This is a genomic window from Paenibacillus sp. FSL R10-2734 (assembly GCF_037963865.1).
Classification (GTDB): domain Bacteria; phylum Bacillota; class Bacilli; order Paenibacillales; family Paenibacillaceae; genus Paenibacillus_AQ.
The window spans coordinates 116,359-139,377 of sequence record NZ_CP150170.1; the positions used below are offsets into that span (position 1 = coordinate 116,359).

Annotated in this window: 15 protein-coding genes; 7 read left to right on the forward strand and 8 right to left on the reverse strand. The window is 45.5% G+C overall.

Going from position 1 to position 23,019, the window contains the following annotated elements; all coding sequences use genetic code 11:
• Positions 1-440: 440 nt before the first annotated feature.
• On the forward strand, positions 441-3,308 hold the full coding sequence (locus NSS67_RS00510) for a 2-oxoglutarate dehydrogenase E1 component (protein ID WP_339317846.1): 2,868 nt from the start codon (positions 441-443) through the stop codon (positions 3,306-3,308).
• Between the two features lie 52 nt (positions 3,309-3,360).
• A complete protein-coding gene (gene odhB / locus NSS67_RS00515; RefSeq protein ID WP_339317847.1) occupies positions 3,361-4,647 on the forward strand; it encodes a 2-oxoglutarate dehydrogenase complex dihydrolipoyllysine-residue succinyltransferase in 1,287 nt (428 codons plus the stop codon).
• 589 nt (positions 4,648-5,236) lie between these two features.
• Here the strand turns inward: odhB and NSS67_RS00520 are convergent.
• The 3 genes from NSS67_RS00520 to NSS67_RS00530 form a co-directional block, all read right to left on the reverse strand.
• Positions 5,237-6,487: an OFA family MFS transporter gene (locus NSS67_RS00520; RefSeq protein ID WP_339317848.1), complete on the reverse strand. Its 1,251-nt coding sequence runs from the start codon at positions 6,485-6,487 to the stop codon at positions 5,237-5,239.
• A gap of 126 nt (positions 6,488-6,613) precedes the next feature.
• Positions 6,614-7,342 (reverse strand): LytTR family DNA-binding domain-containing protein, encoded by a 729-nt coding sequence (locus NSS67_RS00525; protein ID WP_339317849.1) that lies wholly within the window; start codon positions 7,340-7,342, stop codon positions 6,614-6,616.
• Entirely contained in the window at positions 7,339-8,943 is a 1,605-nt protein-coding gene (locus NSS67_RS00530; protein WP_339320456.1) for a sensor histidine kinase, read from the reverse strand. The genes NSS67_RS00525 and NSS67_RS00530 overlap by 4 nt, the downstream gene beginning before the upstream one ends.
• A gap of 262 nt (positions 8,944-9,205) precedes the next feature.
• On the opposite strand from NSS67_RS00530, the gene NSS67_RS00535 reads away from it, so the two are divergent.
• Positions 9,206-9,721 carry a nucleotidyltransferase family protein gene (locus NSS67_RS00535; RefSeq protein ID WP_339320457.1) on the forward strand — a complete coding sequence of 172 codons (516 nt, stop codon included), beginning with the start codon at positions 9,206-9,208 and terminating at the stop codon, positions 9,719-9,721.
• Positions 9,722-9,774: 53 nt separating this feature from the next.
• On the opposite strand, the gene NSS67_RS00540 is transcribed toward NSS67_RS00535, so the two are convergent.
• On the reverse strand, positions 9,775-11,292 hold the full coding sequence (locus NSS67_RS00540) for a methyl-accepting chemotaxis protein (protein ID WP_339317850.1): 1,518 nt from the start codon (positions 11,290-11,292) through the stop codon (positions 9,775-9,777).
• Between the two features lie 233 nt (positions 11,293-11,525).
• Here NSS67_RS00540 and NSS67_RS00545 point away from each other — a divergent pair, with 233 nt between their 5' ends.
• Positions 11,526-12,617: a GGDEF domain-containing protein gene (locus NSS67_RS00545; RefSeq protein WP_339317851.1), complete on the forward strand. Its 1,092-nt coding sequence runs from the start codon at positions 11,526-11,528 to the stop codon at positions 12,615-12,617.
• Between the two features lie 77 nt (positions 12,618-12,694).
• Here the strand turns inward: NSS67_RS00545 and NSS67_RS00550 are convergent, their stop codons facing one another.
• Positions 12,695-15,817, reverse strand: coding sequence for an EAL domain-containing protein (locus NSS67_RS00550; protein ID WP_339317852.1), 3,123 nt, complete (start codon positions 15,815-15,817; stop codon positions 12,695-12,697).
• A gap of 290 nt (positions 15,818-16,107) precedes the next feature.
• Between NSS67_RS00550 and NSS67_RS00555 the strand changes: the two genes are divergently transcribed.
• Entirely contained in the window at positions 16,108-16,251 is a 144-nt protein-coding gene (locus NSS67_RS00555) for a hypothetical protein (RefSeq protein WP_167348483.1), read from the forward strand.
• Between the two features lie 173 nt (positions 16,252-16,424).
• A complete protein-coding gene (locus NSS67_RS00560) occupies positions 16,425-18,755 on the forward strand; it encodes a septation ring formation regulator EzrA (protein WP_339317853.1) in 2,331 nt (776 codons plus the stop codon).
• Between the two features lie 62 nt (positions 18,756-18,817).
• Here the strand turns inward: NSS67_RS00560 and NSS67_RS00565 are convergent, their stop codons facing one another.
• Positions 18,818-19,690: a LysR family transcriptional regulator gene (locus NSS67_RS00565; RefSeq protein WP_339317854.1), complete on the reverse strand. Its 873-nt coding sequence runs from the start codon at positions 19,688-19,690 to the stop codon at positions 18,818-18,820.
• A gap of 118 nt (positions 19,691-19,808) precedes the next feature.
• Here NSS67_RS00565 and NSS67_RS00570 point away from each other — a divergent pair, with 118 nt between their 5' ends.
• Positions 19,809-20,243, forward strand: a complete 435-nt coding sequence (locus NSS67_RS00570) for a rhodanese-like domain-containing protein (protein ID WP_339317855.1) — start codon at positions 19,809-19,811, stop codon at positions 20,241-20,243.
• Between the two features lie 15 nt (positions 20,244-20,258).
• Here NSS67_RS00570 and NSS67_RS00575 read toward each other — a convergent pair whose 3' ends face one another.
• A complete protein-coding gene (locus tag NSS67_RS00575) occupies positions 20,259-21,860 on the reverse strand; it encodes an ATP-binding protein (RefSeq protein ID WP_339317856.1) in 1,602 nt (533 codons plus the stop codon).
• 181 nt (positions 21,861-22,041) lie between these two features.
• Complete coding sequence (locus NSS67_RS00580; RefSeq protein WP_339317857.1) at positions 22,042-22,830, reverse strand: formate/nitrite transporter family protein; 789 nt, start codon at positions 22,828-22,830, stop codon at positions 22,042-22,044.
• Positions 22,831-23,019 lie beyond the last annotated feature (189 nt).

The window sequence follows — 23,019 nt, forward strand, 5'->3', positions numbered from 1 at the left end:
TATATGAAAACGCTAACTGCAATAACATTATACTATAGTAAAGTGGAAAAGTGTGTCGATTTCTGAGTAGTTTCTCTGTTAAAAGCAAAAAATAAAAGATTTTTTTTAGGATTTCCTGTCCTATTATCACGATACCCGTCCAATTCAAAAAATTAATTAAGCCAATATAATGATGCCTTCCTCTCATTTAGTTAAAATTAAGGATAATAGAATCATTTTAGTAGGTCTTTAGAATGGGTAATAGTAAAGAACACCTCTTTTTTTAGTAGAACAAGCTAACCCATACCATTTTGCGAACGTATTGGACGAAAGAATGAATTGATTACACGTGTGGAAAGTAGCACAATAAGATGAGAAATGAAACCGCAATCATCACAGCTCCAGTAAGCGTTGACACAAAATGTCACGTATGGAGTTCATCCGTTAAGGAGGATGTATTCATGGCAGCCAAAGAGCCCTATAACGAATCCATTTGGAGTAAGTATTACGGACCCAATTTAGGCTACATTCAAGAAAGATATGAACAGTTTGTGAAAGATCCATCCACCGTAGAAAATAACTATCGCGAGCTTTTTACGAATTCGGGTCCCCCACCATTAACACCGGATAGCGAACCGGCTCCACAGCCTCGCATTTCGGGAGACACCGAATGGCTTAGAAAGGCAGTAAGAGCTTCCAAGCTAATCGCTAATATTCGTATATATGGCCATATGGCCGCTGAAATTGATCCGCTTGAGCGGGATCACAATCCTATGGCTAAATATCTCGAGCTCGAAACCTATGAGCTGACTCGTGAGGATCTGATTGCACTACCTGCCACGCTCATTTGGGAGAATGCGCCGAATGATGTGCATACTGGCTGGGATGCTGTTCAGCGTATGCGTCAGGCATATACCAAGACGATCGCCTATGAATTCGGGCATGTACATGAAGAACAGGAACTGAAATGGTTGAACAGACAGGCAGAATCCACAAGCTCACCAGCACCTTTAAATAATTCAGAACGCAAAGAGCTACTGAATCGCCTGATCCAAGTAGAGCAATTCGAAACCTTCCTCCACAAGACCTTTGTGGGCCAAAAACGTTTCAGCCTGGAAGGCAATGACGCTCTTGTTCCGATGCTTGATGAAATCGTACGTGCTGCTGCACATGACGGCGCAGAGCATATCCTAATGGGCATGGCGCATCGCGGCCGTCTCAACGTTCTTGCACATATTTTGAACAAACCTTATGATATTATATTTTCAGAGTTTCATCATTCTCCGAACAAGGAGCTTTTCCCTTCTGAGGGCTCTACAGGCATTAACTATGGCTGGACGGGTGATGTGAAATACCATCTCGGTGCAGACCGTGCTGTCCGTGAAGGAGAAACCGTACGCACAAGAATAACACTAGCGAATAACCCAAGTCACTTGGAATTCGTCAATCCTGTCGTGGAAGGCTTCACTCGTGCTGCTCAAGAAGATCGGAGCACAGCCGGATTGCCGAAGATTGATACCAGTAAAGCTATTGCAGTCCTGATGCATGGCGATGCCGCTTTTCCAGGTGAAGGGATTGTTGCAGAAACACTTAATATTGGCAAACTTCAAGGTTATCAGAATGGTGGGACGATCCATATTATTGTTAATAACCGGATCGGCTTTACGACAGAAAGTGAAGACTCCCGTTCAACGCATTATGCGAGTGACATCGCCAAAGGATATGAAATCCCGATTGTCCATGTCAATGCCGATGATCCCGAGGCCTGTATATCAGCCGTTCGCTTAGCTAGCGCATATCGCCACCAATTTAAAAAGGATTTCGTGATTGATCTCATCGGCTACCGCCGTCATGGTCATAACGAGATGGATGATCCTGACACTACACAGCCAATTGTCTACAGTAAGGTGCGCAAACACCCAACCGTCTACAAGGTCTATGCGGAGCGACTACAGCGTGAAAAGATTCTTACAGCCGATGATGTTAAAGCGATGAACGCTGCAGCAGAAAGCGTATTGCAACGTGCTTACGATAGCATGAAGGAAGGCAATCACAAGAAAAAAGAACCAAAAGCCTTCATTCCTCTTCAAACGGAGCGCTCAGCGGCAGGCACTACAACCGTACCGATCACCACTTTGCAAGAGATCAATCGTGAGCTGCTGACCGTTCCTGATGGATTCCAAGTCTATCCGAAGCTAGAGCGAATTCTGCAGCGTCGCAAGGATGCGCTGAATGATGGTGAGAAGGTCGACTGGGCACTCGCTGAGTCTCTCGCCTTCGCAACCATTCTGAAGGATGGAACGCCTATTCGACTTAGCGGTCAGGATGCACAGCGCGGCACCTTCGCACACCGCCATCTGGTGCTGCACGACAGCAAGACAGGAGAATTATTCTCTCCGCTTCATCAGCTAAGTGATTCCCGCGCTTCCTTTGGCGTATACAACAGTCCGCTATCAGAAGCATCAGTACTAGGCTTTGAGTATGGTTATAACGTGTTCGCACCAGAAACCTTCGTGATCTGGGAAGCACAATATGGCGATTTCGCCAATGCAGGTCAAGTTATTTTTGACCAATTCATTGCCGCTGGACGCGCCAAATGGACGCAGCGCAGCAATCTTGTCATCATGCTGCCTCATGGCTATGAAGGACAGGGACCTGAGCATTCCAGTGGTAGATTGGAACGCTTCCTGCAATTATCTGCAGAAGAGAACTGGACCGTTGCCAACTTGACCAGCGCCTCTCAGTATTTCCATCTCTTGCGGCGCCAAGCGGCGTTATGCGGACAGGAAGATGCTAGACCGCTAGTCATTATGACGCCAAAGAGTCTCATTCGTAATGCGCGCAGCACTTCTGCCGGAACCGAGCTCGCCTCCGGACAATTCCAGCCTGTATTATCAGAGCCTCTACTAGGCCAAAAACCAGGTGAGGTTAAGCGTCTCGTAGTCTGCAGCGGTAAAGTAGCCATCGATATACAAACCGAACTGGAAGCTGCTTCAGACAAAGATTGGTCTTGGTTGCATGTGCTTCGCCTAGAGCAACTCTATCCGTTCCCAGAACTTGAATTGAGTGCTCACCTAAGCTCCTTCCCATCCCTTCAGGAAATCGTCTGGGTGCAAGAAGAGCCGAAGAATATGGGCGGATGGAGTTACACCGAACCTCGGTTACGCGCCATCGCACCGCAAAACACTAGCGTGAGATATATCGGACGTCCGGAACGTTCCAGTCCCGCGAGTGGTTATGCAGATGTTCATAGCTTTGAACAGCGCAGAATTGTTTCAGAGGCCCTAAAAGCAAATTCACAAGTACAAACAGCTGTACCGTCTTCTTAAGAGGACGGTATCACAATAGCGTAAACCATTATGTTTGGGGAGGTAACGGCCTGTGTCAGAAATCTTAGTACCCGATCTGGGAGAATCTATATCCGAAGGAACCATCTACAAATGGCTGGTTAAAGAAGGCGACACGGTAGGTCAAGGTGATGTGCTTGCTGAGTTAGAGACGGATAAAGTCAATCTGGAAATTAGTGCGGAGGTGGAGGGTGTCATCTCCTCCATCCTACGTCAAGCGGGCGAGAATGTAGCCGTTGGCGAAGCCATCGGTATCATTGGAGCCGCTAGCGGTAGTAAACCGCAGGCCGCTGAGAGCAAAGCGCCTGAAGCGGCACCGGCAAGCGGCAGCGCAGCAGCCGCACCTGTAGCTGTAGCTGTAGCTGCGCCCGAAGTCGCTGTAGCGGGTGGCGAAAGCCCCGCTGCACTGGCATCGCCGGGCGCACGCAAGCTGGCACGGGAGCGCGGCATCGACCTCGGCGATGTTAGCGCCCGTGATCCTATCGGCCGGATTGGTCAGGCCGATGTGTCTGGCCATGGTGCAGCAGCGCCGCAGGCCGCTGCACCGGTAGCTCCGGCGCCGCAAGGCAAGCCGGAGAAAGCGTTGCCGGCAGCGAGCAAAGCCGCGCCGGAGGACGGCAAGAACGTGGAGCGCAAGCGCATGTCGCGCAGACGGCTCACGATTGCCAGCCGCTTGGTAGAAGCGCAGCAGACCGCTGCCATGCTTACCACCTTCAACGAGGTGGACATGACCGCGATCCTCGACATCCGTAAGCGCCGCAAGGATGCTTTTAAAGAGAAGCATGAAGTTGGACTGGGCTTCATGTCCTTCTTCACCAAAGCCGTGATCGGTGCGCTGAAGACCTATCCACTGCTGAACGCTGAGATCGACGGTGAAGATCTGGTCGTTAAGAAATTCTACGACATCGGAATTGCTGTTGCAGCCAAAGAAGGTCTGGTGGTTCCGGTTGTCCGTGACGCGGATCGACTGAGCTTCCCGGAAATCGAACGCCAAATTGGCGAACTCGCTTCCAAAGCACGCGCCAACACACTCAGCCTCTCCGAGCTGCAAGGCGGAACATTTACCATAACAAACGGCGGTGTATTCGGTTCCCTGTTATCCACCCCGATTCTGAATACCCCTCAAGTAGGTATTCTAGGGATGCATAAGATTCAGCTGCGCCCAATCGCGTTGGACGAAGAAAGAACCGTTAACCGACCAATGATGTATATCGCCCTTTCCTACGATCACCGGATCGTTGACGGCTCTGAAGCGGTAAGCTTCCTCGTCAAAGTGAAGGAATTGCTGGAGGATCCAGAAGCACTGCTGCTGGAAGGCTAATGCTGGTCGACTTTTCGACTTAAGAATATAAAGAAGGTATCCCTAAAGCTTCGCATTAGGGATACCTTCTTTTATATCTGGATCAACTTGCTACCTTCCTTGCATATGATCTAACTGTATTTTATACACTTATTTATTTCTTCCACGAACACTTTGCCACCATGCATAATCGATGCTGAGATACCTATAAAAGCATTGTTCTTCGAATAAATTGCACTGATCCGGTCGCTTCGGACCGAGGAGACCCTATTTCCGAAAAATAAGCAGTTTCCGCATACGTTCGGACTCAGATGCAGCTATTCTCTCAAAATCACCCCAATTATACACATTTAGAGACTAATAAGAGCTATACAGTCCGTAACCCTAGCAAAATGAGCTAAAAATCAATAATAGCTGCAATACGGTCCGTTAGCTCCTCCAATGTTCTCCAACTGAGTAATCCATTCTGAATTCAGACCCTCTTAGTTTTTCATTTCGCCCGCTCCACCAATTCAGCGAGCTGCTGCCCACCAACAAAAAAAGACGTACAACTGTGTGAGCTTGTACGTCTCTGTTTAGATTAATTAGTTATCTTACACTCTTAGGCCGCTTAGGCCGTCCGTTCCGTAGCTTTGAGTCGAAGCGCCTTCTTCTCTTCTACCTTCTCCACCGGCGATTTCAGAGAAATCGCGATGATGCAGGCCAGCAGGCACAAGAGGCCGAAGATGACGAAGGTAGGTTTGAACCCGCCCAAGAAGACGGCGATGAACGAACCAGAAAGGGCACCGATACCGAAACCTTGGTAGACAACTCCATAGTTCTTACTGTGATTCTTCAGTCCAAAGAAGTCACTAACAATGGCCGGGAACACTGTGATATTCCCCCCGAAGCAAAACGCTATGGCTGCCACACAAGTGAAGAAAAGCCCAAAATTCAAGGTCGCATAGCTAAGGGTCAACATAGCGGCTGCCGTTACAGCAAGCGAAGCGCCTACCAGCTTCAAACGGCTCATTTTGTCAGACAAAGCACCCAGAATTAAACGTCCAGCGGTATTAAAAATCGCAATCATCGCTACCGCACTAGCTGCCGTCTGCACATCAAGCCCAGCCAGCTGTACGCCAATATCTTTTACAATACCGATCAAATACAGGCCACACATACAAGCGGTGAAGAAAATGATGAACAGGAGATAAGCTTCTTTTGTACGCAGCATTTCTTTTACCGTGTAATCTTTTTGTCCAGTTAGAGCCGAAGTCGATTTCGCACCCATTGATGCCACTTGTACCGGAGCCTCTCTTACAAGCAAGGCACCGATCACAATCATCGCCATAACGATCATGCCCCAATACATAAATGTATTAGACACACCCACGGAGTCGATCAAACCACCATTGATATATTTAAAAATCAAGCTCCCCGTTCCGTAAGCACCCACGGACACACCAGAGATTAAACCTTTATTATTCGGAAACCATTTGATTAAGTTAGATAATGAAGTGATGTAAGCAGTACCGTCTGCAAAGCCCACAATCACACCAGCCAGTACATAGAACATTAGAAGCGAATTCGCCTGAGAGCTAAGGATTAATCCAAGACCAAGCATGATCCCTGCGGCAGCAGTCAACCGACGAAGACCGAAACGATCTTGCAATTTCCCTGCGAACAAAGTCGCGAAAGCGAGTGCAAAGCTCGTGATCGAAAACGTAATAGAAACAGAGTTGAGCTCCCATCCGAATTTTGTTACCAGATGTGCATTGAACAAGCTCCATGTATAAATGGTACCTAGACCCATCTGCATAATTACTGTTCCTAATACGATAAGCCACCGTTTGGCGTTTTTATTGTCCATCGTCGAAGTCATGGTCTATTCCTTCTTTCTCTCTTGTTGTCTGCTACATGAGCTTCTATTGCCTCTTTATTGTAGCTAAACCAACGGATGTTGAGAGAAATCTGGCATGAGATGACGAAAATGAAGAATGAACTGCATTTATATGCGCATGATCTGCCTGAATTCTTTTACCTTGCTACGACTTACCGGCACTTCAAAATCCAAATCATGCAGGCGCAGCAAGTACGTATTGTTGAACCACGGGATGATTTCCTTGATCTTGGACAGGTTAACGATATAGGAACGATGGCAGCGAAAAAAACGATCCTCAGGCAGTCGATTATAAAAATCGCTGATGCTGAGCGCCATACTATATTCCTCACCCTTAGTCATGACGCTCGTGCTTTTCTCCTGCGCGGAGGCGTAATAAATATCGTCGGCATTCACCACGATAATCTTTTCATTTTTCCACAGGTTCACCTTGTTACTGACCGGATTACGTTCCTCATCCCCTTGACCCCCTCGGGCGGCGAATGCTCCTTCCAGCTTGTGCAGCATAGCTTTAATGCGAACCTCACTGTACGGTTTAAGAATATAATCAAACGCTTCTATCTCAAAAGCCTCAGCAGCATGCTCCTTATAAGCAGTAATAAACACTATGTATGGTTTCACCGAGAATCTGCTAATATTCTGTGCCAACAGCACTCCATCGATGGAAGGAATATTAATATCCAGAAAAATCACATCTACCGTATCACTCTGCAAATATTTTAGCGCATCCAGTCCATCTTCAAACTGTGCCGCAATCTTGATCCCACTGTGTGTTTCAATTAAATAAGCCAGCTCCTGCCTTGCCAGCTCTTCATCCTCTACGATGATCGCTCTCATAGCCCCTCCTTTTTGACATCAAAAAAGATATCCGTCCCTTTATCCAATCGCTGAATGGTAAGTCCCTTCCCATAAATCAGCTTTACCCGCTGGTGTACATTAAAAAGTCCGATTTTATTCTCCGGCATATCACCTGTATAGACCTTCTCTATCGTTTCCTCACTGATGCCAGCTCCGGTATCCCGAATGCCAACACGTATGGTTCCCCCTCGATCTTTTACAGAAATCGTTACCGTCCCTGTCCCTCTTACCTTAAGTATGCCATGTATAATCGCATTTTCTACAAGTGGCTGAATGATCAGACTCGGAATCCGAACCTCTACCTCATCAATATCGTAAAGCACGTTAAGACGGCTTCCGAATCGCGCTTTTTCAATCTCTACATATTGCTGAACCTGCTGCAGCTCTCGCTTGATGTCGATAAATTCATCCGTAAGCTCCAGATTGTATCTCATATAACCGGACAAATTCACAATCAGCTCACGCGCCTTATCCGGGTTAATCCGAATCGAGGACGCAATCGCGTTCAGCGCATTAAACAGAAAGTGTGGGTTAATGCTAGTCTGCAGCGCCTTCAGCTCCGCTTTGTTCGCCATTTCCTTAATGCCTTCCACTCGCGACACTTCCATTAGCGTAGAGATCATTTGCGACAGCCCTACGGCCATAGCTTGGAGAGAATAAGTAATCTTGTGGGCTCTGGTGTAATAGATTTTGAGCGCTCCCGTCACTTCACCTTTTTCCTTCAATGGAATAATAATCAGCGATTTAATCTCCGGATTCACATAATCACTATCGTCGTTACGGATCGTAATTTCACCACTGGACAACGTCACTTTCGTTTCTTCACTTATAATTTCATTGGTCGTAGTATAATCCTCTTCTCCAACACCAACGTAAGCGAGAATGAGTCTTGTATCCGAAATAGCTACAGCGTCTGCACCGATATCTTCTTTGATAATTTGGCAGATGGTGCGCAGCGACTCGGGATTAATATTGCGAAAATAAGGCAAGGTCTTATTGGCAATATCCAGTGCCAGCTTGGACTGCTTCGCCGCAATCCGTTCCTTTTCACCTTCCACACTCTGCACTAGCATGACAATCAGACCGACACTAATCTGGCTCATAATCATTGGAAAAGCAATTTTGGACACGATATCCACACCCAGCGACGACGGCTCAGCCATCACCAGAATGAGCAGCATCGTCAGTGCTTCACAGGCCATCCCGGCCAGAATACCAGCCATCCAGCGACGTTCACCAGAAGTGCGGCGGTATATTATGCCTGACACAATCCCTGCGGTGATACTCGTAATCAGACAAGGAAGAGAGGTTACCCCTCCGATATCAATCAGAAAACGGTGAACCCCTGAGATGATACCTGTTATGAGTCCTACCCACGGCCCGAACAGAATCCCGCCGGACACGATGGCGATAATTCGCACGTTCACAAGCGAGCCTTCCACATTAATCCCACTATAGGTACCAAAGATGGCGAATAAACTGAAGATCGTCGTCGCTATGGCAAGCTCCTGCGGGGCGTAGGTTCCTTTTTGAAAAATCTCTTTAAACCGCGGCAGACGAGTCAGCACAAACAGACACATCAGCAGTAGCGCAGCTCTTTCGAATAATTGCAGTAATATCGTAAACGTATATTGCACGTTCTCCGCCTCCAAAGGACTAGATGTCGATTTATTATAAAGATAGTTCATGCCTCTGTCCATTCAGCCTGTCCTTTTATACCTCTATCGAAACTCTTGTTGTATGATATTAACAGAATGGAAACACGAATAAGCGGAGGTGCGCGGATTGCAAAAAATAGAACACGAGGCAGACATCATTAAGCTGGTACAAAATGATCCCTGGATGATGGATATATTAGAAAAGGCTAGGTCGCTACAGCTGCCTGACTGGTGGGTATGCGCTGGATTTGTACGTGCAAAAGTCTGGGACACCCTACATGGCTTCGAAGAACGGACACCACTGCCAGACGTTGATGTTATTTATTATGACGACAGTAATCTTCAAGAGGAAGTGGAGAAGCAATGGGAGGCGAAACTAAGAGCTTTAAACCCTAATGTCCCATGGTCTGTTAAAAATGAAGCAAGAATGCATACAGTCAACAACCTTGCACCCTATTCATCAGCTGTAGATGCTATCTCCAAGTTTCCGGAAACCGCCACAGCGCTTGGACTATCACTAGATCCATCAGGTAAAATCATCTTAATCGCTCCACACGGAATTTCCGACGTGATTAATGTAGTATTACGACCTACCCCACATTTTACGGAAAACTCAAGCTTACTCCCTATTTACGAACAACGCGTTATTAAGAAAAAGTGGCAGGCCACTTGGAAGCAGTTGCAGATTAGCTCTACCTAAAATAACAAACAGCAAGCCCCCGTGTAGAAGGGCTTGCTGTTTGTTATTACTTATTACACCGCCAAATCAATGCCCACCACACCTACGACATCTCCCTGGCGATTCCGGATGGCTCTGGATAACGTAATACAAGAACGCTTCGTAATCGCTGATACATAAGGCTTAGAGACAAATTCACCTTCACTCATGGCCCCATTCCACCAATCGCGCCGTTTGGCATTCAGTAGGCCAGCCGCTGGCTCGGAGTAGATAAAGGTTCCATCCGTCCGATTGGACCAAATGGCCTGCACATCCGGAATTTTCTTAATATAAGAGGTCAGAACGCCTTGATGAACTTCAGTATCGGGGGAGTACAGCTCTTCCTTCACTGAAATTGTCTCCAAGAGGCTCTGCATTTCCTGGAGCCTGGCTGCATATTGGCTCATCTCGATTTCTTCTCTGCCTGCTATGCTGGTAACCGATTGCTGCAACGATTGCGACTCGGCTAACAGATTGGCGCTGACTTCGTTCAGCTGCCCGATCTGACTCCGCTGCCGTGTCACCTGCTCCAGCGTAAGATCCACATTAGCAATCGTCTCATTCACGATAGCCACTGCACCACTCAGCTCCGTCGTTACTTCTACAATCAGCTTGCCCTGCTTCGCGGCAGCATCGATGGTTTCCGTTACTGCGCTGCCTACCTCATCGACTCTCGACGCGATATCATCGAGTCGAAGCTTCACAGTGCCGACCTCGTCCACCCCACGTTCCACGGATGCTTGCTCTTTCGTAACGGATTCCAGCACCTGCTGTACTCCGTTATTAATGTCGAGCAAGATACCAGAGGAACGGTCTACCGAGCTCTTGCTTTGATCAGCCAGCTGCCGAATCCGGCTGGCCACTACCGCAAATCCGCGGCCCTGTTCCCCAGCCCGTGCCGCTTCAATAGAAGCATTCAGAGCAAGCAAAGAGGTCTCATTCACAATCGAGTTAATCAATGTGTTGATCTCCTCTACCATCGCAATATGATTGCTCAAGGTAGTGAACTTAGCTAACATGTCCTCACTCTGCGTTTGCAGATCCTTCATTACAACATCTGCGATGCTCAAGGAATCCACCATTGTCGTCATTCCTTGCCGAGCGTATTGCATATTGGAGCCTAGTCTCTCCGTTAATTCTTCGATATGGGCTGTAACAGAGGCCACACTCCCCATCGTCTGATATGCGCCTTCAATATTGGCTTTCGCCTCGTTGCTGCGAATCCTTAAATCCGTTTCATATGCGTGTGAGTAATCTGCTGTCTGCTGCAGCTCTTCTGTATGACGGCTGATTTCTTCGAGTGCACCATGCAGCCGATCCGAGGTAACTACAATCTCATTGCCAAGAAGCCCAACTTTATTCTGCGACTCCTTCAGGAGCACTTCTTTGCGATAACCGTAGCGGGACAAGTTCAGTGAGACCCAGCCTAGAGAAGCCATAAGCAGGATGATCACCAGCTTATGAATCCAGAACATGTCAATCAACAAACTGTAAACACTGACAAGGAGAAACAGGACGACTACGAAAATCTGGCTTCGACGAATCTGCATCATTATTCCCACTCCACTCGATTGATGTTATGTATTCTAACATTATATCAGCAGAGTTAATTAAAGGAAATACTTTCTATAGTATTCCTTTTCGATCGATCATCCCTCGAGCAATCCATACTCCTGCAGCACCGGCTTGCGCCAGACCGCGGGTAACGATCACAAAGAGTCAAGAGGAAATCAGAGATTATTGTCGAATATATAAGCATATTGCCACTGGAAAAGAGGAACACATTATGCATACTACATCTCAAACTCCTCGTCAGACCCATTGGAATCGTGTGCTACTCAATGCATTCTGGATCATCCTGATTGTCGATTTAAGTATTCATTTCTCTGTTTCTCAATGCTTATGGGGAGAACATCCGGAGACCCTAACCATGGGCGATATTACGCAGTCGCTGATTCCCGATTCCATCATAGTGGCTTTAATCATTACTCTGGAATGCATCTATAGATGGAAACCCCTGTGGTCCGAGTTAGCGATTACAATTGCGAGCCATTTATTAGCAGTTCTGATTATCATCAATCTCAGCGATGAACTGTATGTAATTTCATTAATTATGCTGCTACCGCTGCACATATCTATGATCTATATGAAGAATAGTTATATGATAGTCACTTCTGCTATTTGTCTACTGTACACAGTCATTTTATTCATCAGAACATCGATTTACGGGTACGTCCCGATCACTGAAACTATTTTTATTGCGCTTATTTTTGCAGGTACTGCCTTAGCAGGCTTCGCAGTCATCGGTCGTGGGCGTGATTTGTTGCAATCTCTGGAGAACTCGGTAAAGTCAGAACAGGAATTACGCATTCAGAATATCATCATGGACCGTCTATCCAAGATCGATCCTCTAACCGACCTTTATAATCATAAAACGTTTCATGAATACTTGGGATGGCTAATCGATCATCAGCAGAGTAATCCATTCCCAATGCAGCTAGCCGTTATGGACATCGACAATTTCAAAAAAGTAAATGATAGCTATGGACACTCCGTTGGAGATATCGTATTACAAAAGGTCGCAGCGATCTTACTCGAGCATATCGGTCCAGATGATTTTGCTGCCCGCTACGGTGGAGAAGAGTTTGTCGTCATTCTGACTACCAAAACCATTGATGATTCTCATGACATCATGAAGCATATTCTAAAAACCATCTCCGACACCCCTTTTGCGGAAATGGACGGTAAAAGTGTAACCGTCAGTATCGGTATGCATGATTTCACAGCTACAGATTCCAAAAACTCTACGTTTCAGAAGGCAGACGATGCCCTTTACGAAGCTAAGAACACGGGAAAGAACAAAATCATAATCACCTAAAGACGAACATAACAAATAAGCCCACGGATATTTTTCCCGGGCTTGTTTGTGCTCATCTTCAATTTTGAATCTGACAGCTAAATCCCGTAGCTCCTCTGTGGTACCAAAAGCCCTACTACGGCCTCTTTTGGTACAGGTCTGCTAATTAGGAAGCCTTGAATCTTATCACAGCCTGATTCTTTGAGAAAGTCCATCTGACTGACCTCTTCTACACCTTCCGCTACGACCTCCAGCCCCATATTATGCCCCAGCTGTATAATCGTCTCTACAAACGACTGGCTGTAATCTTTTTCCGAGAGTGAATCAATGAAGGCTTTATCCATCTTAAGCGTTGAAATTGGCAATTGCTGCAAATAACTAAGCGATGAATAACCCGTTCCGAAATCATCCAGAGCGATACGAATGCCCTTGGACTTGAGGAATTGCAGCTTACTAACTATACTCTCAAACGACTCCAAAAAAATAGATTCCGTGATTTCCAGCTCAAGACAGCTAGGCTTAAGCCCACTTTCAGCCAGACTATTCTGCACCATCTCGATAAAGTCATCTTCCAATAGCTGAATAATGGATATGTTAACCGATATTTGATAAGGAACACCTGTATAATCTTGAATGCCTTTCATAAAAATGCAAGATTCGCGAAGCACCCATTCACCAATATAGATAATGAGCCTCGAATCCTCAGCAATTTTTATAAATGAAAGTGGGGATACAAAGCCAAGAGCTGGGCTATTCCAACGAATTAAGGATTCAAAGCCAGAGATTAATCCAGACTGAATTTCCAACTGTGGCTGATAGTACAGTTCAAATTCATTCTTATTCATGGCACTTCGTAAATGCTTCTCTATAGTCATTCGTTCGTTAAATGCTCTATGCATCGATTTGTCATATACTACATAGGTTCCCTTGCCGTCCTCTTTAGCACGGTACATAGCCACATCCGCATTGCTCAAAATTTGCTCGGTCGTCTCTCCATCGTCTGGATAGAAGGAAATTCCTATGCTTATCGAGACGTACAGATTGCTCTCTCCTATTAAAAAGGACTGCCTGAACGCTCTCATTATACGCTCTGCCAGGTTCAATACATCCTCATGGTCCTCTGTATCTTTAATGAAAATAACAAATTCATCTCCACCTAGCCGAGAAAGCATATCTCCTTCCCGCATCAGCGACTGCAATCTCTCACTAGCCTTCCGAATGAGTACATCTCCGGATTTATGACCCAAGGTATCGTTGATGTATTTAAAATTATCTGTATCTAGAAATAGTAGTGCGAATTTACCATCCGGACGCTGTAGGTATTTCTCCATGGTCTCTAGCAGACATAAACGGTTGGGTAAATTACTAAGCTCATCCACATAAGCCAGTCGATGCATATGCTTCTGATTCTCTAGAAGCATATTATATTGTACTAGAAGCCCCTGTTGAGTGGTCGTAAGCTGCTCATAAGTCGCCTCTAGTTCTTGGTAACTGTTACTCAGTTTGAGCTCTGCTTGCTTCTGCTCGGTGATATCAATCAAGGAGCCTATAAATAACCGATCTTCATCCTTTGAACTAGAGATAGCCTTTCCGCTTACTTCAAACCATCTCGTTTGATTATCCTTAGTCCGCATGCGGTATACCGTCTCGTAGATAGGCGTCAATCCGTTCAGATGATCTTGTTTAGCCTTGTAGGATGACACATGGTCTTCGGGATGAACAATGCTAAATGCTCCTAGTTCGAACGAGTTGATTTCATCCCTCGTATAGCCTACTAGTTCGTACCATCGATCGGGTAGATTAAGACGGCCCGTCTTCCAATCAAGCTCCCACAGATATGCCCCTGAACCTTCTAATACAAGACGGTACCGTCGATCACTTACTTGTAGCTTATCAAATTGCTCCTGCAGCTCGACCTCTGCCGCTGACAATTCTTCGTAAGTAGCTTCCAGTTCCTTATAACTTTGCTGCAGTCTCAGCTCGTTTTGTTTACAATCTTCAATATCCACGCCTACAAGAACAAAGATATCATTGGACTTCTTATCGAGTCCTTTTAACAAAGCCGTCCGAAATGAGAAATTTCGTGGTTCAGGTGAATGGTCTGGGAGTTTAAGCTCTACGTTACTAACATTAACATGCTGTACTGCCCGTTTCAGTAGATCCCGCATGACAGCCGTGCTACCTATTAAACCAACAATATCCCCAATGTTTTTTCCCAGGACCTCTTTCGCGCTTAATCCCGTCATCCGCTCAGCGTACTTGTTAAATCGTACGATCTTGTTATCTGCCTGCACTGCCCAAACCAACATTCCACTATGTTCTACTACATCTTCATAAAATTGTTGTTCCGAATAAATGGCCCGCCGTAAACGGTTAATATACATTTTAAGCAGGACTGCACCTAATATAAGAAGACCGAATAGAAGGATTGCTCCGTAAACGATTCTCTTGTGAATCATGCCCTTATAATAATCAGAATGAACGAAGAAATAGTTCTGGTACAATTCTTCAAAAGCACCCGATTGCTGTAATTCCTCCAATCTCTCGTTCATATAAGAAACTAACTCCGGATTGGACTTATTGATTGCAAAAGCTACATCCCTGGGGTAGAGATCGCTCAGTTCCTTTATAACACTGTCCGTCTTCCCCTGAGCGACAAGCAGATAATCGACCACCTCCTGATTCTCAAATAGAAGGTCGATTTCCCCTTTTTCTAAAGCATCCAAAGCCTCAGGAATCGTTGCATATTCTACGTAATCAGTAATCCCCAGCGTCCCTTTTAGTACCGTTTCAGAATACTGCCCGTTCCCTAGCCCTATCTTATAACTTCCCAGCGTGTTTAAATCGATCTCACCCTTAAGCCCTCGCCTTGCGTAGATGGAAATATAACTTTTGAAAACAGTTTCTGAAAATAACAACTCTTGTTTTCGTCTTTCGGTTATTGCCATTAGACCCGCTGTTTCGATATCTCCCTGAACCAGCCGACTATACACATCAGCCCACTTCCCTGAGCTATAGTGGACGTCGTAATCCTGCTTCTCAAAGATCAAGCTACTCAAATCAATATCAAAACCGGTCATGTGCCCATCTTCCATATATTTATATGGTGGGTATTCCAGTTCTACTTGATATTCTATCTCCTTTCTTTCGGCGTGAATGGCAGTAGGAGGTAAGAGCATAAACAGAATGCTAATCAGAAGCAACAGTTTGCACTGCTTCATCGCCATCCCCCCCTTTTTACTGATTTTACAGTAATATCCTTAATTATATTCGACAAAATATGTCAATATCCCTGCTTTTCCTTTCTTTGTCACACAATATACGCAAATCCCAACGGTGAATCCTCCCCTTTACAAATTACATAAAATTTCGAAGTCTACATTTTTATATTGCTTTTTAGATGGAAAATGTGGATAATAACAATAATGATACAAGTTGATAATGATTATCATTATTAAAGATGTTATTAATTTCATTTTACTATATTTGAGTTAAAGGAGACTGATCGCCCATGAACGTTACCTCTACCCGAACAACACTGCAGGTTGACGATTATCTGGATCTGCTCAATCTTGCCGTTAAAGTTGGAGATTTGAAATGGCAAAAGGAAATTAAATCCAGATTGCAATACATCCTCTGTCTGCCAACAAGATAATAATTCTGAATATTCGCCGCATTCCTTTTAGGGAGTGCGGCTTTTTTTGAGCTGATATGATTCGCGATCATGTAAGATAGGGGTATCTCCGGATCACCTGATGGTTAATGATATAGTATAATTATCAGCATAATATATTGAATACAAAGTCCTTCAGATCGGAGCGTGTCAGCTTGAAAAAGTATATAGCTTTATTCTTATTGATCAGCGTGTTATGGGTACCCGGTGCATACGCCGCCGATATCCCTGCACAGCAAGGATTAGTTACCGATAACGCTGGAATGTTTAGTTCCGCAGAAACGACGTCCATTTCTGCTGCCGCCACTGGAGATCTCGTTACTATGCATGTACTCACTGTAGATTCCTTAAATGGTACTCCGGCGGATAAATACGCAGATGATACTTACGCCTCATGGGGACTGTCCACACGAGATATTCTCTTGCTGATCTCTGCTGGCGATCAGTCCATTGAACTGAATTTCAACAACCCAGGCTTTCAAGCTTCGTTAAACGCCTGGTCCCAGAGTCAGGGAGGGGCCTCCGGAAGTGCTGCCATCACAGCGTTACTCGACACTTATTTCATTCCTTATGCCAGAGAAGGAGACTTCGCCGGAGGGACTAAGGCTTTAATTAAAGCGACCCATTCCATCGGGGAAAGCACCGGAAATGCTGGAGGAGGCTCAGGAAGTGGTAGCGTAGTTGGTAGTACGGACAGCGCTACAGGCAATGGAACCTCCAGTAATCCTGGAGCTTCTGTCAGCACTGGAAACCGCTCCAGTAGCTCCATAATTACGATTGCCGCCATTCTAATCGGAATCGTACTAATACTACTTGTACTTTTTATTGTGATCACAGGTCTACGCCGACGTAAACAGCTAAGCGAACAACAGGAGCAGTTATCCAATTTGCTAGTACGAGCGAATCGAGCACTGGAGTCATTAAAGCCATTTCAAGGGATCGTTCAAGGGAAAACCGAGGTGCTGGTGGAAGGCATTTCAAAACGACTCTCTGCAAAGCTCGTTGAAATCTCTGCGCTGCAAAGTGATGGGCAAGGTGTATTGCCACTCTTCTATCGTTTGACTGCCCTTAAGGCAGCAGTGAAACAATTGCAGCAGACAGAAGCCTCCTTACGCGCAGCTCTTGAGGAGGAAGAGAAGAATATTGCTGTCATCAGTGAAGCGGATCGCAATGTTAAACAGCGAATTACTGAGCTGAAAGAGGATACGCCAGAGCTTGAAGAGCAGCTGCAAGATGCGGTTAACGAAACTGGTTATGCACTTCAAGAAATTGTAGAAGAGCTTAAGGAGCTTGCCGAGGAGACCTCAAAGGCCGATCAGTTGGAGCTTTTTGATCCTATAGCTGCACAAGAAATTACCGAGGATGCACAGGAACGACAAGAAAAGCTTGAACAAGATCTGAAGGATGTCGATCTTTATGATGATAAGCTAAACAATTTCCCTACGGTATTAGCTGCAGCCCGTGCGAAAATCACAAGCATCATCGAACAGAATTCACTTCACAACATGAAGGTAAAACCGTACGACCGTCTGGAGCAGGCCCGCGCAGAGTCGTTGACTCTTGAAGCGCCGCTACGCACAGGAGATATGGATGAGGTGCGCAGAATTGGCGCCAATCTTGATCTTCTCCTAGATGAGGCTGTTGTTATGACAGAACAGCAAGCACTTCTTCGGCAGAACAATCGCAGAGATTTGGAGACATTCCGCACCAAATGGAGTCAATTAAAGCAGCATCGAGACGGACTGCAGAGCCGGATTACAGAAGCGCGCTTACATTTCGAAGAGATACACATAGCATCTGTGGAGAGCATCCTGACAGATTGGAGCACGCGCCTACGCGAAGGCGCAAGTGAAGTGGCGCAGATTGAGACTTGGACCAGCGATGAGCGCGGCGAATATGACAAGGCGCACAAGGCGCTTGAGCAATTGCTATCCTTACAAGATGAGGCTGCAAGACAGTTCGATGACGTCTCGGAAAGTCTAAATGCACTCCATGAAAGACTAGCTAAAGTCACTCGCCTGTTCTCCGAAGGGCAAAGCCGGGTGGAAACGACTCAGCGAATGCTGCATAGCAGAGGGTTATCTTCTAGAATTCGCTTTGAGCTATCCTTACTGCCGGAATACAGTGCACTGGAACATCGTTTGGCATCCCGGCCATACAATCTTGAGGAACTGGAATCACTTGGCCGTTCTTATGATTCGCAGATCACTTCCTTTGTGAATGAAGCGAACCGACTCGTTCGTCAGAAGGAAGAGGAAGAACGGCTAGCTCAATTAGCTTTGATGAGAGAACAGCAACGTCGAGCACAGGCCCATAAACGGATGTCCTCCGGTCCCCCTTCCTCGGGTGGATTCGGTGGAGGTCATTCCTCCGGTGGTTCTTCCTGGGGTGGTGGCGGCAACGGCGGCAAATCCTCCGGCGGATCTTCTTGGGGTGGTGGCGGAGGGAAGTCCGGCGGAAATTCATCGGGCGGTTCCAAGTGGTAGTCCATCTCCAACCCAAAGACTCTTCCAGCCTACTTGGGCGGAAGAGTCTTTTTAATCATAAATTATTGCTGTTTCATTTGTTGAATGAATGTATTAAAAGCTGGAGAAATCCAACGTTCCTTACGATAAATGAGCTGAATGTAGAACTCACTATGGTTACCTATTAGAGGAATCGCCTTCAGTTCTCCTGTCTGCCTCTCCTCCTCAACCGCATAACCGGGTAAAAATGCCGCTCCCCACCGATGCTTGACCGCCTGCTTGATTGCTTCTAAATTCCCGAATTCCATATCTATATGGGTATGCACATCCGACCCCTTAAGCAGATGCAGTAAATATCTTCGATAAGTGCACGTATCTTCTGTAAGGATAAGCGGTATACCCTGCAGCTGAACAGGCTGAATTTCAGTCTCCAGGGCTAACGGATGCTCAGAATGCACAACAATATACAACTGTTCCTGTCTTAACGGAAGTGTTGCCAGTTCCTCCGACACATATGGCATATCGAAAATCAGTCCACAATCAGCAGACTTATTAGCTACTGCACTGAGAATGTCTACTTCCGAGCCCGGTTGAACTCTTAGTTGAATGCCCGGATATTCATTTCTATAACGATAGAGCCGATGCGGCAAATAATATGCTGCCAGCGTCTCTATAGCACCAATAATAAGTTCACCTTTATGCCCCCCGGAGATGACTTCCTTGGCTTCTTCATTTAATAACAGCATCTGCCGTGCATATGGCAACAAGCTGTTACCAGCGAACGTAGGGACCATTCCTCTTCCGGACCGCTCCAGCAATGTTGCTCCGTATTCTTTTTCTAACTTAGCAATTTGTGCAGTAATACTGGATTGAGCATAACCGAGCTTCTCCGCTGCTCGTGTGTAACTGCCACAGGAGACCACTTCGCAAAAGGTGCGCAAATAGATTAACTCCATTACGGCATCTCCCATCTATGTATCAAAAATTTCGATAGTTAGTATCCAATACTATAGATAACTCCAATTCTAAATACGTTATACAATAACTCGTAACCGTTCATAAGGAGGAATAATCATGAAATCACAGCCAAAATCACAAATCCTAAATCCCCCTGCCGCCACACCTGAAGCCGCAGCACACTATTTCAATGCTAAAGGAGCCTACGAGACGGATGTTGCAGATGTTGCCTATGACCTGCGCGAGGACTTAAGCGGCTTTAAGCTTATTGATGTTCGAGATAGTCGTTCTTACGAAGAGGCTCATCTTCCCGGAGCGATCTCCCTTCCTTCTGGCAGAATCCGTCCAGATGCCCTTCTCTCCCGAGAAGAAGTTCTTGTGCTATACTGCTGGGGTCCAGCCTGTAATGGCGCCAGCAAAGCAGCTGCTAAATTAGCCGCCCAAGGGTTTCGTGTAAAAGAAATGCTCGGTGGCATTGAATATTGGCGTAAAGAAGGCGGCAATTTGGAAGGCACACTCTGTGAACAAGCGCCGCTATATTGGAAGATGTAAATTGGGTTAAGCCCTTTATTTTATAGGCAGATAAATCGTAACGGCTGTACCTACTCTCTCTTCACTAACTATAGCCACGCGTCCTCTATGAGCAGACACTATTTTTTTAACAATCATGATTCCTAGTCCATTACCGTCGCCTCTGGTTGTGTGAAAAGGCTCGCCTAATCTCTCCAGCACTTCTTGGTTCATACCCTCTCCGTTGTCTGTGAAGGTAATCATCTGGAATCCGTCATCCATATCTAGATCTACTGTAATGTTCCCACCAAAGGGCAAGGCTTCCATTGAATTTCTTAGGATGTTCAGGAAGATCTGCTTGATCTGGTTACGGTCACACACGATCTTAGCATCATAATGGATTTGCGTGTTCAACGATATATTATTCATCTCCACTTGAATTGCAAAGATGCTGAGCACTTCCTGCAGAATCGTACTACATTGTTCTATCTTATAATGCGCAGCCTGCGGTTTACCTAGTATGAGGAACTCACTCACAATGAGGTTCATTCTTTCCACTTCTGACATAATGATATCATAGTGCAGCAGATGCGAATTTTTATTGGCCAGTTGAAGCATTCCTTTGACTGTAGTCAGCGGATTTCGAATCTCATGCGCAATACTCATGGCCAGTTGTCCTGCGACCACTAGCTTCTCTGTATTGCGCAGCACTTCTTCCGTTTTTTTAATCTCTGTAATATTACGAAGACTCCCAATCACACGAGCCAAGCATGCATTCGAATCATAAACTGGAAGTACATCCAGCATATAATGCTCGAACAAACCGTTGCTCTCCTGAATCACTTCCAGCCCAGCACATGCTTCTTGCAGTAGAATGACATGCTGAAAATACGGGCCAACATTCCGAATTTCGAAGACACTGGCTCCGATAACAGATTCTTGATATTCACCATCCAAATGAAGCATAGTTAAGCAATTTTCATTTATATTGACGATCGTCCCGAGTTCATCCGTTATAATTACACCCAAGTAATTGGTATCCAATAAGATTCGATTTAAAAGCTGAAGCTCAGCATTCCCTCTACGCAGCAAAATCTCGCGTTCGATGGAGTCAGCCATTGTGCAAAGCAAAGGCAATAGGTGGGGATGGGCCACATCTATATCCGCCATAAATGATATCGTTCCCAGTATTTCGCGTCCATCCTCTTTATAAAAAGGAGCCGTACAGCACACTAAGCGATGGAGAATTTTATGAAAATGGTCTTGTCCCTTCAACTGAAAAGGACGCTTGTATTCGAGGCATAAAGTAATTGAATTTGTACCTACCTCTTTGTTTAATTGTACGCCTTCTTTGATGCCTACCTGCCCTACGAGATCAATAATCGTTGGATCCCCTTTGAATGCCAATAGATAACCCGCATCATCCGTAATTGCAACAAGAATCGGATTACCTTTTACTGAAGATAAGAATTTGTTTACGAAAAAATCAATAACCTCAATCACTTCACTATATACGCTGAGTTGTGAACTCAATACTTCCTCAGAATACCACCTTGTATAAATAGGCAGTTGCTCAGGATCTAACCCTTGATCAATACAATGCTGATTAGAAGCCTTTATGATGGTCTCGTCAGTCAGTATCCCTGTTGTTATATCCAAAGCCTTTGCCCCATTCTGTATGAAACTTCAATTTTGCAATACTAATTATGTATTCTACTTCTTTCCCTGTAATCCTTTTCAACCCTTATAAATCAAAATATCCCAAAGGTGTAGAAATTTCTTGCATCAAAAAAACTCCGCCCTCGTAAAGAGCGAAGTTGTGCATTACCATTATTTGTTCTTAATGCTTCGTGTCGTCCAGAAAAGGTTTGTTCACATAATAATACATCCCACCCATCAGAACTCCACCACCAATTAGATTGCCGATTGTAACGGGCACAAGATTATGTACCACACCACCCCAAGAAACCGTTCCGGGATGATCAAGAACTAGTGCAATCGCAAAGGTACACATATTGGCAATACTATGCTCATAACCAGAGATGAAAAAACAGAAAACGAATAAGACCATCGCGAACATCCTAGCCCCATCGCCTTTTATATTCATCGGTATGAAAAAAGCCATACAAACGAGCCAATTACAGAGGATCCCACGGAAAAAGAGCTGACCTGCTGGAGCCTTCATTTTATGCTCAACTACATATAACAAAAACCCATTTACATCAGAACTGTAAAACAGCCCTGTTAAAAAAATCAACAGTGCAAATACAGTAGCACCAAGAATATTACCGATATAACTCATGACCCACATGCGTACAACCTCGGGCCATTTCATTTTGCGCCTCAAAGCCGTGTACGTGTAATAAAAAGTATCTCCGGTAAATAAGTCCCCCCCACCGTATGAGATTAGGATGATCGCTGCTCCAAAAGTAATCGCAGCCATTGGATACGCAAATGGCGAATGCTCCATGTAGAAGTAGTTGCCTGTCTTGAACGATACAATTACACCAAACCCGATAAACATACTGGCCAGCATCGCTCTGGCAATATAGCGCAATACACTTTGCCGAAAGATCTTCTGTTTCTTAAGTGCTAATTGTTCAACGTGAAGCAGCGCCTCGTTCTCCATGTGACCTCCTTAGGAATTTGGGTTTTCCAGCTAGTTATGGGCTAATCGTGCAATCTTGCGTTATTATACCCAATAACCGGCTGGAAATTACTTGAACCAAATCATGGTAAATATCCTAAGTGTCCTCATTCATTTTCGCAATCTCTTCTGCTCTTTCACTACTGGCTACGATGATAAGCACGAGTATCA

Excerpts from the sequence above, each read along its gene's own strand:
- NSS67_RS00535 (WP_339320457.1), top strand. The coding sequence starts at position 9,206 with ATGATGGATATATTAGAAAAGGCTAGGTCGCTACAGCTGCCTGACTGG.
- NSS67_RS00540 (WP_339317850.1), bottom strand. The coding sequence starts at position 11,292 with ATGATGCAGATTCGTCGAAGCCAGATTTTCGTAGTCGTCCTGTTTCTC.
- NSS67_RS00530 (WP_339320456.1), bottom strand. The coding sequence starts at position 8,943 with ATGTGTCTGTTTGTGCTGACTCGTCTGCCGCGGTTTAAAGAGATTTTT.
- NSS67_RS00520 (WP_339317848.1), bottom strand. The coding sequence starts at position 6,487 with ATGACTTCGACGATGGACAATAAAAACGCCAAACGGTGGCTTATCGTA.
- NSS67_RS00545 (WP_339317851.1), top strand. The coding sequence starts at position 11,526 with ATGCATACTACATCTCAAACTCCTCGTCAGACCCATTGGAATCGTGTG.
- NSS67_RS00525 (WP_339317849.1), bottom strand. The coding sequence starts at position 7,342 with ATGAGAGCGATCATCGTAGAGGATGAAGAGCTGGCAAGGCAGGAGCTG.
- NSS67_RS00510 (WP_339317846.1), top strand. The coding sequence starts at position 441 with ATGGCAGCCAAAGAGCCCTATAACGAATCCATTTGGAGTAAGTATTAC.
- NSS67_RS00550 (WP_339317852.1), bottom strand. The coding sequence starts at position 15,817 with ATGAAGCAGTGCAAACTGTTGCTTCTGATTAGCATTCTGTTTATGCTC.
- NSS67_RS00570 (WP_339317855.1), top strand. The coding sequence starts at position 19,809 with ATGAAATCACAGCCAAAATCACAAATCCTAAATCCCCCTGCCGCCACA.
- NSS67_RS00565 (WP_339317854.1), bottom strand. The coding sequence starts at position 19,690 with ATGGAGTTAATCTATTTGCGCACCTTTTGCGAAGTGGTCTCCTGTGGC.
- NSS67_RS00580 (WP_339317857.1), bottom strand. The coding sequence starts at position 22,830 with ATGGAGAACGAGGCGCTGCTTCACGTTGAACAATTAGCACTTAAGAAA.
- NSS67_RS00555 (WP_167348483.1), top strand. The coding sequence starts at position 16,108 with ATGAACGTTACCTCTACCCGAACAACACTGCAGGTTGACGATTATCTG.